General features: G+C 46.7%; 12 protein-coding genes. 4 read left to right on the forward strand and 8 right to left on the reverse strand.

What is annotated here, in order from left to right:
• The first annotated feature begins 180 nt into the window (after nucleotides 1-180).
• Complete coding sequence (locus ACTRWF_RS06675; protein ID WP_012516705.1) at nucleotides 181-2,022, forward strand: bifunctional acetyl-CoA hydrolase/transferase family protein/GNAT family N-acetyltransferase; 1,842 nt, start codon at nucleotides 181-183, stop codon at nucleotides 2,020-2,022.
• The gene (locus ACTRWF_RS06680) at nucleotides 2,019-2,999 is read left to right on the forward strand and encodes a histone deacetylase family protein (RefSeq protein WP_024015488.1); all 981 of its coding nucleotides are present in this window, start codon (nucleotides 2,019-2,021) and stop codon (nucleotides 2,997-2,999) included. Before ACTRWF_RS06675 ends, ACTRWF_RS06680 begins: the two co-directional genes overlap by 4 nt.
• 42 nt (nucleotides 3,000-3,041) lie before the next feature.
• Here ACTRWF_RS06680 and ACTRWF_RS06685 read toward each other — a convergent pair whose 3' ends face one another.
• From ACTRWF_RS06685 to ACTRWF_RS06695, 3 genes are all read right to left on the reverse strand, one after another.
• The gene (locus tag ACTRWF_RS06685) at nucleotides 3,042-3,785 is read right to left on the reverse strand and encodes a MauE/DoxX family redox-associated membrane protein (RefSeq protein ID WP_015065937.1); all 744 of its coding nucleotides are present in this window, start codon (nucleotides 3,783-3,785) and stop codon (nucleotides 3,042-3,044) included.
• A 121-nt stretch (nucleotides 3,786-3,906) separates the two neighbouring features.
• Complete coding sequence (locus ACTRWF_RS06690; RefSeq protein ID WP_462835278.1) at nucleotides 3,907-4,425, reverse strand: DUF6436 domain-containing protein; 519 nt, start codon at nucleotides 4,423-4,425, stop codon at nucleotides 3,907-3,909.
• 32 nt (nucleotides 4,426-4,457) lie between these two features.
• Nucleotides 4,458-5,939: a methyl-accepting chemotaxis protein gene (locus tag ACTRWF_RS06695; RefSeq protein ID WP_462835279.1), complete on the reverse strand. Its 1,482-nt coding sequence runs from the start codon at nucleotides 5,937-5,939 to the stop codon at nucleotides 4,458-4,460.
• Between the two features lie 165 nt (nucleotides 5,940-6,104).
• On the opposite strand from ACTRWF_RS06695, the gene ACTRWF_RS06700 reads away from it, so the two are divergent.
• A complete protein-coding gene (locus ACTRWF_RS06700) occupies nucleotides 6,105-6,977 on the forward strand; it encodes an ATP-grasp domain-containing protein (protein ID WP_348681233.1) in 873 nt (290 codons plus the stop codon).
• A 141-nt stretch (nucleotides 6,978-7,118) separates the two neighbouring features.
• Here the strand turns inward: ACTRWF_RS06700 and ACTRWF_RS06705 are convergent, their stop codons facing one another.
• From ACTRWF_RS06705 to ACTRWF_RS06720, 4 genes are all read right to left on the reverse strand, one after another.
• On the reverse strand, nucleotides 7,119-8,411 hold the full coding sequence (locus ACTRWF_RS06705) for a DUF3300 domain-containing protein (RefSeq protein ID WP_462835280.1): 1,293 nt from the start codon (nucleotides 8,409-8,411) through the stop codon (nucleotides 7,119-7,121).
• A gap of 168 nt (nucleotides 8,412-8,579) precedes the next feature.
• Complete coding sequence (gene ribA / locus ACTRWF_RS06710; RefSeq protein ID WP_012516712.1) at nucleotides 8,580-9,194, reverse strand: GTP cyclohydrolase II; 615 nt, start codon at nucleotides 9,192-9,194, stop codon at nucleotides 8,580-8,582.
• A 132-nt stretch (nucleotides 9,195-9,326) separates the two neighbouring features.
• Nucleotides 9,327-12,164 (reverse strand): EAL domain-containing protein, encoded by a 2,838-nt coding sequence (locus ACTRWF_RS06715; RefSeq protein ID WP_462835281.1) that lies wholly within the window; start codon nucleotides 12,162-12,164, stop codon nucleotides 9,327-9,329.
• A 153-nt stretch (nucleotides 12,165-12,317) separates the two neighbouring features.
• Nucleotides 12,318-12,635 (reverse strand): DUF3630 family protein, encoded by a 318-nt coding sequence (locus tag ACTRWF_RS06720; RefSeq protein WP_012516714.1) that lies wholly within the window; start codon nucleotides 12,633-12,635, stop codon nucleotides 12,318-12,320.
• Nucleotides 12,636-12,739: 104 nt separating this feature from the next.
• Between ACTRWF_RS06720 and ACTRWF_RS06725 the strand changes: the two genes are divergently transcribed.
• The gene (locus tag ACTRWF_RS06725) at nucleotides 12,740-13,408 is read left to right on the forward strand and encodes a glutathione S-transferase N-terminal domain-containing protein (protein ID WP_462835282.1); all 669 of its coding nucleotides are present in this window, start codon (nucleotides 12,740-12,742) and stop codon (nucleotides 13,406-13,408) included.
• Nucleotides 13,409-13,422: 14 nt separating this feature from the next.
• Here ACTRWF_RS06725 and recQ read toward each other — a convergent pair whose 3' ends face one another.
• Nucleotides 13,423-15,264, reverse strand: coding sequence for a DNA helicase RecQ (recQ, locus tag ACTRWF_RS06730; protein ID WP_141153212.1), 1,842 nt, complete (start codon nucleotides 15,262-15,264; stop codon nucleotides 13,423-13,425).
• Between the last annotated feature and the right edge of the window lie 41 nt (nucleotides 15,265-15,305).

Genomic DNA, 15,305 nt, shown 5'->3' on the forward strand with positions numbered 1-15,305 from the left:
GCGTGCCTTAACCCCCATGTACTATGATATTCATAAAGCCCACTTCGGTGGGCTTTTTGCTACCTGCTTACGTCAAACACAACCTACGACCAATCGCTTATAGCGCTTTTGGCTTCAAAAGCAGGAATGGGCGTATTTTTATGGCATGATGAGATATGGCTATGAACAGGGCAGATGGAAATGACATGTAGTTTACCTCAAGCGCCACAGTGGTCTTCTTTAATTAAATCTGGTTGCCGTGTCTTCGTTGGCGGGAACGCGTCAGTACCTCACGCACTCGTGCAGCACCTTATTGATAACAGCGAAGGTTTTAGTGATATAGAGCTTGTGCACATGCTGGCATTAGGCGACACCCGCTGGGTAAAAGAAGAGTACAAAAATTTATTTAAAGCGAACACCTTCTTTATTGGTGGTGATACGATGCGCAAGGCCGTAGATGAAGGACGCGCAGATTATACGCCGGTTTTCCTGTCTGAAATTTCAAGTTTGTTCAGCGATGGTACCCTTGCCCTTGATGCAGCGCTAGTGAACGTAAGCCCCCCTGATGAATTTGGCTATTGCTCGTTGGGGCCTGCGGTAGATATCGCTATGTCGGCCATTAGGCAAAGTAAAAAAGTCATCGCCCAAATTAACCCGCAAGTGCCTAGAACATCTGGGCACTCCTATATTCACATTAGTGAAATTACCGCCTGTATCGAGGCAGAAGAGCCACTGGTTGAGGTGTCGCCGCCGCCAATAGATTCGGTCGCTGAACGGATAGGGCAGTATGTTGCTATGCTTGTTGACGACGGGGCGACGTTGCAATTTGGTATTGGCAAAATTCCCAGCGCCACCTTAAAGTATTTGTGTAATCACAAAGACCTGGGGATTCACAGCGAAATGCTGACCGACAGCATTATTGAACTGTTGGAGTCGGGCGCAATTACGAATAAAAAGAAGACCTTTCACCCGGGTAAAATCGTCACGAGCTTTGCTATTGGCACGCGTAAACTTTACGACCTAATTGATAGTAACCCTCATATTGAATTTTACCCAAGCAGCTATGTGAATAAGCCTACTAACATAGCCAAAAACGATAATATGGTGGCGATAAACAGCGCCTTAGAAGTGGATTTAACCGGGCAAGTGGTGGCCGACTCTCTAGGGTATGACTTTTACAGCGGCATTGGCGGGCAGGTAGACTTTGTCACTGGCGCGTCTATCAGCAAGGGCGGAAAGGCGATCATCGCGCTGCCGTCTACGGCAAAAAATGAAACCATTTCTCGGATAACTCCGCGTATCAGTGAAGGCGCAGGCGTAGTAACGTCCAGGGGCAACGTGCAGTATGTGGTAACGGAGTACGGCATTGCGTCGCTTAAAGGCAAAAGCATTCGTGAGCGTGCATTAGAGCTTATTCGTGTTGCTCACCCTAAATTTCGCGCAGCCTTGCTAGAAGAAGTTCGTCAGCATTATTGGGTGCCCCATTACCAAGAAAAGTACCCTACCGATATACCCGAATTAGGTGCTATACAGCTTAAAAAGCTCAACATACAAGGCGAAACCTTCTATATGCGGCCCTTGAACCCCGCTGATGAGCGGCGTCTTCAAGAGTTTTTCTATTCCCATACCAAAGAAACGCTGAGGCTGCGTTATAACTACGACCCTAAACAAATGTCTCGTGAAAAGTCATGCAATTTGGTGTCGGTGGATCAAAGCGCTGATGCTGCCTTATGCATTGTAAGGCAAGAAGGCTCTCGCATTACCATTCATGCGGTGGGACGTTTTTACTATAACCCTGATGACAATACCTGTGAGGCGGCGTTTGTAACCAGGGAAACCCAGCAGGGCAAAGGGATGGCAAGTCGGCTTTTAAACGAGCTTATCAATGTTGCCAAGGTACGGGGCATTGCAAAAATGATGGCCTATGTACGCGGTGATAACAGTCCGATGATAGCCATATTTGAACAGGCCCAATTCAAAAGAAAATTTACTGGCGACCCCAGTGACATAGAATTAGTACTCGATGTGGCTTCACTGACATGACAATAAAAATATTTCGCGGCAAACATGGCACTAAACACGATTTGGGTAAAGACCACCCAGAGTCGCCCGACCGCTTGTTTGCCATTGACGATCAGCTCCTTTCCTCTGGTTTAGACATGGTGTGTGAACACGCAGATGCTACGCCTATTGCTGAAGCTTACTTAACGCTTGCCCACGACCCTTACTATGTAAAAAGTGTATTTGAACAGGCTGCTCAGGCAATGTTTAGCGACCATGAAAAAACACAATATTCAGAAAGAAAAGACAGCGTAGCCTGGCTTGACGAAGACACAGGCTTAATGCGACATAGTTTAACCGCGGCGTTAGAGTCGGCGGGGGCAGGCTGTAATGCGGTAGACTGGGTGATGGATGGTGAAGACCGGCAAGCATTTTGTGCAACCAGGCCGCCGGGCCACCACGCCACTTATGATAGTGCGATGGGTTTTTGCGTTTTTAATAACATTGTTATAGCTGCCCGTTACGCACTTCAAAACTATGGGCTTAAACGCGTGGCGATTGTCGACTTTGATGTTCACCATGGCAATGGCACCGAGCAAATTGTTGCAGGCGACCAACGCATAATGCTGTGTAGCAGCTTTCAGCACCCATTTTACCCCCACAGTGGCTCACCAGTGTCGGCCAGTAATATCTTGTCTGTACCTTTAGACGCAGGAACCACTGGTGAGGTATTTCGAGAAAAAGTGCAGCACTGGTTTGATGCCCTTCGCAACTTTCAGCCAGAACTCATCCTAATATCGGCCGGTTTTGATGCTCATGCAGAAGACCCAATGGCTCACTTGCGGTTAGTTGAAGATGACTATTTCTGGGTAAGCGAGCAGCTGCGAATTATTGCCGATGAGTGCTGCAAGGGGCGCATAGTCAGCATGTTAGAGGGGGGATATGATTTAAGCGCATTAGGGCGCAGTGTTGTAGCCCACCTTAAAGGGATGAGTCGCCCGTCATCGATAACCCCTTAGGGACGAGGGCGACGTTCTGCGGCTTAGCTCGAACTAACTATGTTAGAGGGCGAGCCAGTTAACCAACATATACAGGCCTGCACCAAACATGGCGAGATTCTCTGTTAACGAGATAAAGCCAAGGGGCAGGTCTGAATTACCGCCAACGCAGGCACACTTAAGCTCTCGCTTGTCTACATATACTGCTTTTATGACAGATACAGCGCCGATTGCACCAATGAATATAGAAACTGGCGATACCATAAGCGCAGGTAGTCCGGCGAGCATGCCTAAACCAGCGTAGGCTTCAGCAAAGGGGTAAACATAAGCGTAACGCACGTGCTTCATTGCCAGCAGATCATAGGTGATAAACTGGTTTGAAAATGCGACTAAATCCTGCAGTTTCTGTAAGGCGAGAATGACCATAGTGATACCGATAAAGTTCATCACAAACGGTTCTACATCAGCGGCTAGGCCGCCTTTTAGCATAAGTGCAGCTACCATCAATGCAGCTAACGAGAAAATAACGATAATGGGCGTATAGCGAGACCCAAATTCACTTTCTTGCTTTAGGTTAAAATAATCTCTTAGGTCGTCGTAACCGCCAATGCGTTTGTCATCAATAAAGGTTTGGGGCGTGGTTTTTACCTCATGCTTTTCTTTAAATGCATCGGTTTCACTGCGACTCGTTAAATGGTGGTCGTTAACCTCAAAGCCTTTTCTTTCCAGCAAGTCTTTCGACTTGAGCCCAAAAGGACAAATATGGTTCGGCATGACCATACGATAAAGGGTGGCGCGTTTAGACATATTCGACTCCTTGTAAACCTTGCTGCTTTACATTACATGTGAGTAAGAAATACCCAAGTTTGACTGTATTTCAGACAATAAATGACTTTACAAGAATAGCTTACATAATTTGTGCCAGTGACTAGCAGAAGCAGCCTTGGGCATCAGCATTAATGACGGCCCCGTTATAAGGGGATTGGGTGGCGTAGCTTACCACTAGCTCTACTAGGTTTTTACCTGTAAAGCAGCCGTAACCTGTGGCGTAGGGGCCCAAATAGCGCAGTTGATTTTGATTATCCAGAACGATAAGGGCGGGGACAGCGTGAAGCATGGCTTGTAGTGCTGGCACTTCGTCTATGTTAAGCCTAACGCTTTGATACCCTTCGCCAAGCGAGGCTAACAGCTGGTTTTGGTGAGGCGAAGTAAGCGATTCACAATAGCAGCGCGAGATTGTGCCTACATGAACAACTGAGCCCGCCTTGATGTTTTGATGGTGAAGCAGTTGAACTAGCTTTGTATCGAAGCTAGGCGCAGTGCTAAGGTGAAGAAGCTTTCCGTCTGGATCAAACGAAGACAACTGGCGCTGGCCATACACTAACAGGGCGGTGAGCAGGCTTACCGCCCATAATACTAACAGTGCCCAGCCTAGGTGTTTTCGCATGTTTCCTAGCGCCTATAATTCGCCGATAACCATTAAAGCTTAAAGCGTTCGATGGCGCTGCGCATGCGCTTAGAAACTTGTGACAACACTTCAACTTCTTCGGCAAGAGACTCGGCTGTTGCTAACTCTTCAGAAGTGAATTCGCTTAAACGGGCAGTGCTTTGTGCAATAGAGGCTGACGCAGTTTCTTGTTCAACGGCCGACGTTGCAATTTCAGTCATGCTCTCGCTCGCCTCGCGAATTTGCTGCATAATCTCAGTCATCGCCGACGTTGCGCTGTCACTAGATACCACGGCTTCATCGACAAGCTGAATACAGGTTTGCATTTGATCTACCGAGCTTGCGGTTTGCGCAACAAGTTGCTCGGTAATACTGGTAATCTGGTCTGCACTTTCTTTAGAGCGAATGGCGAGGGTACGCACTTCGTCGGCAACCACCGCGAAGCCTCTACCGTGTTCACCTGCGCGCGCAGACTCAATAGCCGCATTTAAGGCTAGAAGGTTAGTTTGTTCAGCGACTGCAGTGATTGAGCGCATTGCCTCAGAGATATGCGAGCACTGCTCGTTAAGGGCAGAGTTTGTATCGGCCGCTGCATTAAGCGTATGACGAAGCGATTCAATGGTACGACTGGAGTTGGAGATGCTATCGCGCGTGCTTTGAGAAGACGTTTGTGCAGCAGACGCCTTATCGCTGGCAAGGGTGGTTTGCTCAGTAGAAAGCTGCATGGTTTGCGCAATCTCTTCAGATGATGCCGAAACCATCGCGAGCTCTTGGTCGGTATTGCGACTGATCTCGAACATATTGTTCGCCGCCGACTCCATCTTATTGCAGCCATTGACTACATCATCGGTAAGGTTTGAGGCCAGTTCAATTAGCGACTTCACTTGGTCAATGAGTTCGGCGAAAGGCTTCACAATGTTACTTTGACGATTTAATGCTACTGTTAAGTCGAGTTTGCCGTCACTTCGCTGCATGTTATCAATGGCTAAACGCAATTCAGCGGCGCCTGCACCTTCTTGGTGGCTTTGTTTTGCCATGTACATCAATACACCACCTTCAGCTAACGCAAACGCGGCATGCATGAGGAGAATTGAAAAGCTAATGTGCCCTTCTTCGAAAATGAAAAGTGGCGCGCCACCCGCCTGTAAAAAGAAAAATGAGATATGGTGAACGGCTACCACAGCCGTACCCGTTGCTATCACTTTCCAATCTCTAAAATAGGATAGAAACGCGAGTAATACGAAAATTTCAAAGTGCACTTCAATCAATCCAAACGACTGGTGAATATGCAGTGCCGTAAGTAGCTGCACCCCAATGGCCATGGCGTGGCGGCTAAGTGCAGAGTACGGCGACTGAAAGCTTAACATTAAAGGGACCGCTGCGATTGGCACGCCAAAGATAAATGCAGGTAATAATTCTCCGGTAAATACGCCAATTGCAGCAGCAATGACGAGTTGAACAACGATTACTACGCGAAAAATTTTATGACCTTCAAGGAGCCAAGGGTACTGCATGCCATTCTCCAACAAGTGTTTGGATTAAAGTGTAGGTTATAAGCGTGGGCTGTGCTAATTTCCCTCAATTTTACGTAAGGTATAGATTTTGCGCTATTTAACTTTAGGCTAGTCGTGAATCGTTACTTACCTCAAGTCGTCTCTACTATTATCAAGGAGCCTCTTATGCCTTCAGTTGCCTTTCTTTCCACAGATAACCTTGAAGACTTTTTTGTCTATGACGAATTACTCATCCCTTACTTCAACCAAAAGGGCTGGATAGTAGACACCATATCTTGGCATGCGGCGTCGGTGAACTGGGACGCTTTTGACTATGTTATTGTAAGAAGCACTTGGGATTACCAGCAAGATGCCGATGCGTTTCTGTGTTGTCTTAAACAAATAGAAGCCTCCCGCGCCACACTGTTCAACCCTCTTTCTCTTATGCAGTGGAATATAGAAAAGTATTATCTTAGAGACTTAGAAAATAAAGGCGTTCCCATTGTAGAAACGGTGTGGGGAGATACCTTTAATAACACTGTTATAGGCGATGCCTTTTTGAAGTTCGATAGCGATACCCTCGTCATAAAGCCGGTTTTAAGCGCTAATGCCGACGATACCTTTAAGCTATCGCGAGACACATGGGAAAAAGATGCACACCTATTAAGTGAAACCTTTGGGCAGCGAAATTTTATGGTTCAGCCCTTTTTAAATAGTGTGGTAGAAGAAGGGGAATACTCGCTGTTCTACTTTGGTGGCGCGTTTAGTCACGCCATTAAAAAAGTGCCCAAGCAAGGGGATTTTCGGGTGCAAGAAGAGCATGGAGGAAGCTTACACTTAGTTACTGTAGACAGTGAACAATTGGATATTGCCCAAAAAGCGCTATTGGCGATGCCTTGTGAAGCGCTCTATGCGCGAGTGGACTTGGTTCGTCAAAAAGGGGAATGGGCCATCATGGAGTTGGAGCTTATCGAGCCATCGCTGTATTTTAATTTAGATGAGCAGTCGCCACTTCGCTTCGTCGAGGCATTAGTCAATTGTCATGAGGCGCAGAGCTAGAGGAATACAAAAAGGGCTTGCAAAACCTTCTCTGCAAGCCCTTAAAAATATCATCGCAGGTGGCGGATAACGCTATTAGCGTTGCGCGGTTGTTTAACATTCCTTTTTAAAGTGTCGTGAAAAAAGACCTTCAATAGACATTCAGTGCTTATCACTATTGCCTCTCGAAACGCTTCGTTCTACTCGAGATACCTGCCGATTGGATTTCTCCCGTTTTACTGGTCTATTGTTGCTTGCTCGCTCAATACGCTTTGGCTTAGTGCTTTCCCGTGCAATCGAGCGATGCTGTGGGCGTGTTCTCTCAATGTGCTGGCGATTAACGTGTCGTTTAGGCAAGCGCTGTATTTCGTCTCCTCGATTAGCAAACCGTTTCGGCGCTTTTACTGGCGCTACGCTTTTTGCATTATCTCGTCTTAACTGCTTTAACGTGTTGTTTCTTTGTGGCTTTTCACTTCTAACATGGGATTGGTTTCGTTTTAACGCGTGCTCAATCGACGGCTTGCGATTTATTGTACCTTGCTTGTTAGACAGATGCTTTGCCCGGGCCACGCCCGCTTTTTCAAAGCGTGAAGGGGCGCTATGCAGAACGGGGTTTGAGTAGCGAGCACGGCGATGCACCGTATTGTGTTCCCAGCGGCGATAACTCTTGCTTACTACACGCTTTCTGGGGCTGCCACGATAATACCGGCGCACGGGCTCGCGGTGAATCACCACATGGCGGTTATGCCAGTGAACACTGCCAAAAAAGAAAGCGGTGGAAAGGTGTATACTGGGTGACCAAAATACATTGCTATGGTGGTGATAACTTACCTGATGGCGCCAGCGTACGGGCGATGTTGTATGCCACCAATGACCGTATACAACGTGGGGGTCGTAGTAGGGCACATATACCACCTCTCGCTGACGGGGCTCGATATAAATGACTTCACGGGTGTGCCGGCGTTCGGTTTCAACTTCAATATAGTCGTTAGTCACCAAGTTGCCTGTATTATGGGCATGTTGACGAAGTACCTGCACACGGTCAAGAACCCGGCTTTGGTCAATTAGCACATTGTCGCCAAGTTGCTGTAACCACTGAAGATCATTCGCCATGGTGTTAAGCAAGTCAGTAAATGACGCAAGGGCTTTTACACTGGGGTCCCAACTTACATTGGCAAGTACATTATCTACCTGTTGAGGCGTAAGGTGCTTATTGCTTTGACGCCAGCGATCAGCGGCCACCACATCTAATGGATAGGTGGCAGCTATCAAGATATGGGTAAGTAATGTATCTGGATACAGCGCTATGGGGGCAAGCACACTGTCTAATTGCGCATCAGAATACTGCTGCGTTGATGCAGAAGTTTGGGTAAAGCCCGTACTGGATTGTGCTAAGGCAGGTAGTGCGGCTGTGCTTGAAAGCGCAAAGAGTACAGATAAGGTTATGCTTTTCATACATTCTCCTTACATTGCCATTAGGCGGTTACGACCGCTTTTTACGCGCAATGTGGTAAGTCTGTATACGTTATAACCCACCTAGAATTAACCCAACCTGAATAGAAAACGCCCACGTAGTTTGTGGGCGCTTTAAGGGATTAATTAGGCTCGTTTACTTAAGCATATTTATTTGAAAACGTGGGGGTCAAAGGCGTGACCTAGCTTTTCCGTCTTTGTTTTTAAATAATTTTTATTGTCTTTGGTAATGCCGTGATCAATAGGCTTTCTCGCCACCACGTCAATACCTAATGCTTTAAGCGCCGCCAACTTTTTAGGGTTGTTCGTCATCAGCTCAACGTGTTTTACGTTTAGCGTATCCAGCATAAGCTTACAAATATCATAGCTTCTTAAATCGGCGTCAAAGCCGAGATGTTCGTTAGCTTCAACCGTATCCATGCCGCTATCTTGAAGGTTATAAGCACGAATTTTGTTTAAAAGGCCTATTCCGCGCCCTTCTTGTCGCAAGTAAAGCAACACACCATGACCGTTATCAACGATATTTTGCATGGCTTTTTCTAGCTGGAAGCCACAGTCGCAACGGGTACTAAACAAAGAGTCACCGGTTAAGCACTCTGAATGAATACGAATTGGTACCACGTCATCTTCTTTCCACTCTCCATAGGAAAGGGCAACGTGCTCTTGGCCGCTGGCTTCTACAAAACCGTGTATTTTAAAATCACCCATACGTGTGGGTAATTTTGCGGTACTGACATATTCGTATTTAGGCTGTTTGCTGCTCATGTTACTTCTACACTTTGGACAGTAGGCAATAAGTGGGGACGACTTCTTTTTTTGCAAGTCTACCACTTTATTATACGCGAGTTGATGCTTGTGCTATCACTTTTTTCGCGCAGTGTGCATTAAGAAAGGTTATTACAGGGGTTTAAAATCACGTAGTGGGGCAGGTTTTGCGACGCCGTACCCTTGGGCAAAGTCGACACCCATTTTGCCTAACTGCGCCAGAGTTCCTTCATTTTCAACAAATTCGCCAACGGTCTGCATGCCCATCGCTTTCGCAACATCATTAATTGACGCGACCATGGCGGTGTCTACACTGTCGTTGAGCATATCTTTGATAAACATTCCGTCAATCTTAACCTGGCTCACCGGCAAGCTTTTTAAGTAGCTGTAAGAAGAGAACCCGCTGCCAAAGTCATCAAGAGCGAATGAGCATCCCAGTCGGTTGAAGGTGCGCATAAAGGAAAGGGTATCTTCCATTTTGATAATGGCGACCGACTCGATGACCTCGAAGCACACCTTGTTGTAAGGAATATTAAAGGTTTCGAAGGCATTTAATATGAATAAGGTGAAGTCTCTATCTGCCAAAGAGTGACAGTTAAGGTTGATGCTGCAACGCTTAAGTTCAGCAAGGTGTTCAGGGTTTTCCGATAGCCATTTAAACGTATTGGTCACCACCCATTTATCGACGTTCACATTCATCTCAAAACGTTCTGCGGTAGGCAAAAAGTTAGCGGGCTCTACTAAGTTACCGTCCTTTTCTCTAAGCCTTAATAACACCTCGTAATAGTGACCGTCGGTGGTTTGATTTAATGGCCTTAGTGACTGGTAATAAAGCTCGAAGCGACCCTCTTCTAATGCGTTATTAATCGACGATACCCAGTCGAGCTCTCTCTGATAACGCTGCATACTTTCGTCGTCTTTATTGTATCTGTGAACTTGATTCCTGCCTTGTTCCTTCGCGAAATAGCAGGCGGCGTCAGCCATACTCAAATACTGTCCCGCGTTTACCTCTGTGTCTTCACACACCACCATGCCTATACTCACGCCCAAATTAAAAATGCGGTTATCCCACATAAATCGATAGGCCTGTACCGCATTCAGTATTTTTACCGCGTTTAGATATACTTCGTTAGCATCAACGTCTGTATAAATGACGCCAAACTCATCACCACCGAGTCGCGCTAGCAGCGCTTCATCATGCAAGGTGTTCTCAATTAAGCGGGCGATGTCTTTTATCAACACGTCGCCGGCTTTATGGCCGCAGGTGTCATTGACAACTTTGAAGCGGTCTAAATCTAGAAAAAGTATGCAAACCGGAATATCGCTTTTTTGCGAGAGTTTTTCTCTAAAGTCAGTTTCAAATTGGCGTCTATTGTATACCCCGGTAAGCGAATCGTGAGTAGCTAAGTATTGAAGACTTAAGTCAGACTGTTTTTTCTCAGTAATATCAATGATAGAACCGTAAAGGAAATTACCGTCGTCGCTTTCTCTCAACTGGCATGATAGTGAGAACCAAAACTCACTACCATCTTTGCGTTTTCCACGAATTTCTTTACCCGTTACATGACCTTGTTGAGAGACCTCGCCAAGTAGCACTTGTCTGTCTTCTGGCGAGGCGTAGAAAACTTTGGTGCTGGCTGCATCGGCAAGCATTTCCTCTTCGTTCTCGTACCCAAATACCTTACACATGGCAGGGTTTACCGACTTTAGCTTTCCATCCCAGGTAGAGGTGTAATGTCCCTCGGCTGAATTTCTGAATAGATCATAGAAGTGGTTTAAGTTTGAAATAGTCTCTGCTTGCGTAGATAGCTGATCCTGATTTTTGGCTTGCTCCTTGGTAATGACAGAGAACCCTAGACACAAGAACCCCAAGGTGATGAACAGCAGCATGCCCATGGCAACATCAACCGTATAAATAAGGTCGCTAAATAAATTCAGAGTGACTAAGGCATAGAACGCGAAAAACGACAGCCATGCTAATGCGTAGGTAGTGCTAACCACACGGCTGACCTTGTCCTTAAATAACAGGGCTAGTGCCACGTGGTAGAGGCCCATAACCGCTATAAGCAGTAGCAGGGAAATTGTGGTGGTATAGGCATCAACGGTTAAGCAGTAAATAGTGGCGGCGATGGGCGCAGCATAATTAATTGCACGCAATAAAAAAGGTACGCGAGGAAACAGATGATGGGTTACTTTGCCAACGCACAATAAAAGCATGCCGAAGCATACGGCGAAAAAGTTTTCGCTGGCATTCGTTAGGTTGGGCCATACGGCTAAGCCACCTTCGGTTATAAAAAGCAGTGCGATAATGACTAAGGTTGTCATAGTGAGCCAGAACCGAGAAGGAATACGCTGATATAAATAGGAAAATAAAAAATAAAAGGCGATAAGCGACATCACGCCTGCTACTGCACCTAATAGCGTAAGCATATTGGTATCGTGCTGATGAAGCCGATCTTTTTCCCATAGCGCGATTGGAAAATACTTAAGGCCGTCATCTTTAACAGCAATTAACAGTCTCGCATCTTGATAGGGCTGAAGTGTAAAGGCGAGGCGTATATTCGGCAGGGGTTGGCGCAGCGAGTAGTCCCCTTTACCGGCCTGATAGCGATAAGATTTGATAATTCGCTGACTGTCGTCGAGCAAATAAATTTGTAGGTCGTCTATGTTTAGTCTATCGATATTAAGCACTAAGGGAATAGGGCTGTAGCCAGTGTGTTGAAGCGATGTTGAATACCACACCCGCTTATTAGTGTTAGGTCCTGGCGAGGGGGCAACGGCGCTGCCGCTTAGAATATCAAAGTAAGTCGTGCTGCTCGGCGCTTCTAAACGCTGGGCGAAATGATTAATAATGTCTCGCTCGAACGATTCATTGATAACGAGTGGGCTACTCGCGAAAACATGAAAGCTAAACATTACCCAACTAATGAGCAAAGCTGATACATACTTTGTTAGCCGGGCTAATACCACTTGTTAATTCCTTCAAGCGCTTAATCAGAGGATGCTTAATTATCAAAGATAAAACGTAGAGTCGCTAAGTCTACTGATTCCTCGCGTGTTTTCTTTAGAATAATACGAGTTTGGCTGAAAAGCCAAACTCGCAACTCTGTGCAGTATGTCGTGCTATACGCTTTGAAGATAGTCATTAATGACGCCGGGAGACTGCTGCGTGCCTATAGGTTCAAGCCAGATGGCTTCACATAGCCATTCTATACACAGCATGCATTGTAAGTCAGTATTGCTCGATTGTGCCGTAAGTATGGCTTGAAAGCGGTCTGCCCCCCAGTCTGCCTCAGATAGTGTGAAATTAAATAGCTGGCAAAACTGCTCTGCCCACTGCTGCGTTTTAAGTGGAGTGGTGGGCAGTGAAAGGCGAATTTCTACGCTGTGTTCGCTAACTACCGTGTGTTGTCGAATGTCATTTATGGTTAAAACCGGCATAGAACTTATCAATTTAGTGGTTTTATAAACCCGCTTGGGCAAAAAGAGGTATATAGTACATCACAATAACAAAAGCGTTAAACCAAGCGTATTAAGGACGGGGTATGCTAACACTTCATCATTTGAATAACTCTCGCTCACAGCGAATTCTTTGGCTACTTGAAGAGCTGGGGGTAGAGTACAAAATAGAATTTTACCAAAGGGACAGCCAAACTAACTTGGCGCCTGACTCATTGCGCGCGGTGCACCCGTTAGGACGCTCTCCCGTACTCACCACGCCACATGGTGCAATTGCAGAATCTGGCGCTATTGTAGAGTATCTCGTGCGCAACCATGCGACCGCGTCGTTCACTGTTCCACAAGACCCCGAAGCACTTCAGCAATATTGGTTCTGGCTGCACTTTGCAGAGGGCTCGCTGATGCCGCCACTGGTGGCTAATTTAGTTTTAGAGAAAGCACGGCAAAAAGGGTCTAAACCATTTTTCATTAAGCCAATTACTAATAAGCTGATAGATGGCATCATAAACGCTTATTACGGCCCGAATTTGGCGCAAAGCTTGCGTTATGTAGAATCTTACTTGGCAAAGAATACCTGGTTTGCTGGTGATGTACCCACCGGTGCAGACGTACAAATGATATTTCCGTTAGAGTCATTGGTAGCAAGTGGTCGTGCAAAAGACTTTGGTGCTATTCAAGGGTATGTGAAACGGGTTCATGCCAGAGAGGCATATAAAGCCGCCTTAGAAAAAGGTGGTGAATACGCCTATGCCTAGCGCTTATAAGTGCGCTAGTGCTCGCGGTTGATATAATCGTCGATAAGTTGGATAAAGGCCTCGCCGTAGCGCTCTAGCTTGGTTTGGCCTACACCGCTCACATCTAGCATAGTGTTGCGCGTGGTAGGCAGTTTGCACGCCATATCAACTAAGGTTGCGTCACTAAATACCACGTAGGGTGGCACCTCATTCTCTTCTGCCAACACTTTCCGTAAGTGCTTAAGACGAGTGAATAAGGTTCTGTCGTAGTTGGCAGGCGCTTGCTTCGCTTTTTTCTTATCCGGTTTAAACTCAAGTCGCGGTACAGCAAGCTGAACGTCCACTTCGCCTTTAAGAACTGGGCGGGCCGCTTCTGTTAACCGCAAGGCCGCATGAGCGGTAATATCTACACGAATAAGGCCTTTGTGCACAAGTTGATTGATAATGTTGTGCCAATAACTATCTGATTTATCTTTACCTATACCGTAGGTAGAAAGCTGGTGGTGCCCGGCTTCTTGAAGTCGCCTTAGTTGCTTTCCGCGCAGCACATCGATGACGTATTGGCTTGACGCCTGCTGCGAAAGCCGCAGTACACAAGACAGTACTTTTTGAGCGATAACCAAACCGTCAATCATCTTTGGCGGGTCTAGGCAAATATCACAATTGCCACAGGCGCTGTCACTAAACTGAGAAAAGTAGTTTAGCAAGACTTGCCTACGGCAGGTTTGGGCTTCAGAGAAAGCTTCCATTGCTGCGAATTTCTGCAATTCTATTTGGTTGCGCTCGGCAATCTCACCTTGCTCTATCCACTGCTTTACGCGGGCAGCGTCTTTTTCATCAAACAATAATAAGGCTTCAGATTCCAGACCGTCTCGCCCAGCGCGGCCTGTTTCTTGATAGTAGCTTTCTACGCTTCGCGGCACATCGTGATGCACCACATAGCGCACGTTAGATTTGTTAATGCCCATGCCAAAGGCCACCGTGGCTACAACGATATCGATTTTGTCATTGAGAAACTGGCGCTGAACAAGCTCTCTCTCGTCGCTATCCATCCCTGCGTGATAGGCCGCACAACGAAAGCCTTGTCTGAATAGCTTCGCGTGAAGGTCGTCTACTTTTGCCCGGCTGTTGCAGTAAATAATACCGCTGCCTTCCTGCTGCTTAACATAAGCAACCACTTGGTCGAATGCCTTGTACTTGCTCATCACCCGATAGCGTATGTTGGGTCTATCGAAACTACCTTTGTAAACCAAAGGGGCGTGCAAGTTAAGCTGGGTAAGTATGTCAGCTTGCGTTGCCGTATCTGCGGTGGCGGTTAGCCCGATTACGGGAATAGAGGGAAAGCGAGATTTAATTTGGCCAAGGGCGCGATAGTCTTGCCTAAAGTCGTGCCCCCAATGAGACACACAGTGCGCCTCATCGATAGCAAAAAGCGCAATATCGGCATTGGCAAGCGACTGCTGAAAATAGTACTGCATCAAACGCTCAGGTGACACATAAAGCAGGTCTAGCTTTCCTGCCTGCAAGGCGTCGTTAATACCCGCTTGCTCGTCGGCTTCTAACGTCGAGTTTAGGTAAGCTGCTTTTACACCTAAGGCCTTCAGCTGCTCTACCTGGTCTTGCATCAATGATATAAGCGGCGACACAACAATGGCTGTCCCATCTCGCACCAGCGCAGGAATTTGATAACACAGCGATTTACCGCCACCAGTAGGCAGCAGCACGAGTGCGTCTTTACCTTCACATACGCGGTGAATGACTTCGCCCTGACCGTCGCGAAAGGCGTCGTAACCGAAGACATCTTTTAAAATGCGTTCTGGTGTTTTTGCACTTTGCGTGTTGGAGCTTGATTCAGATGGAGCAATTGCAGTTGTCATGGCGCTGGATTTTACGCGTTTTTAGCGATGTCTTCACGGGG

Source organism: Alteromonas sp. G5_S2_22_S1, assembly GCF_054968525.1.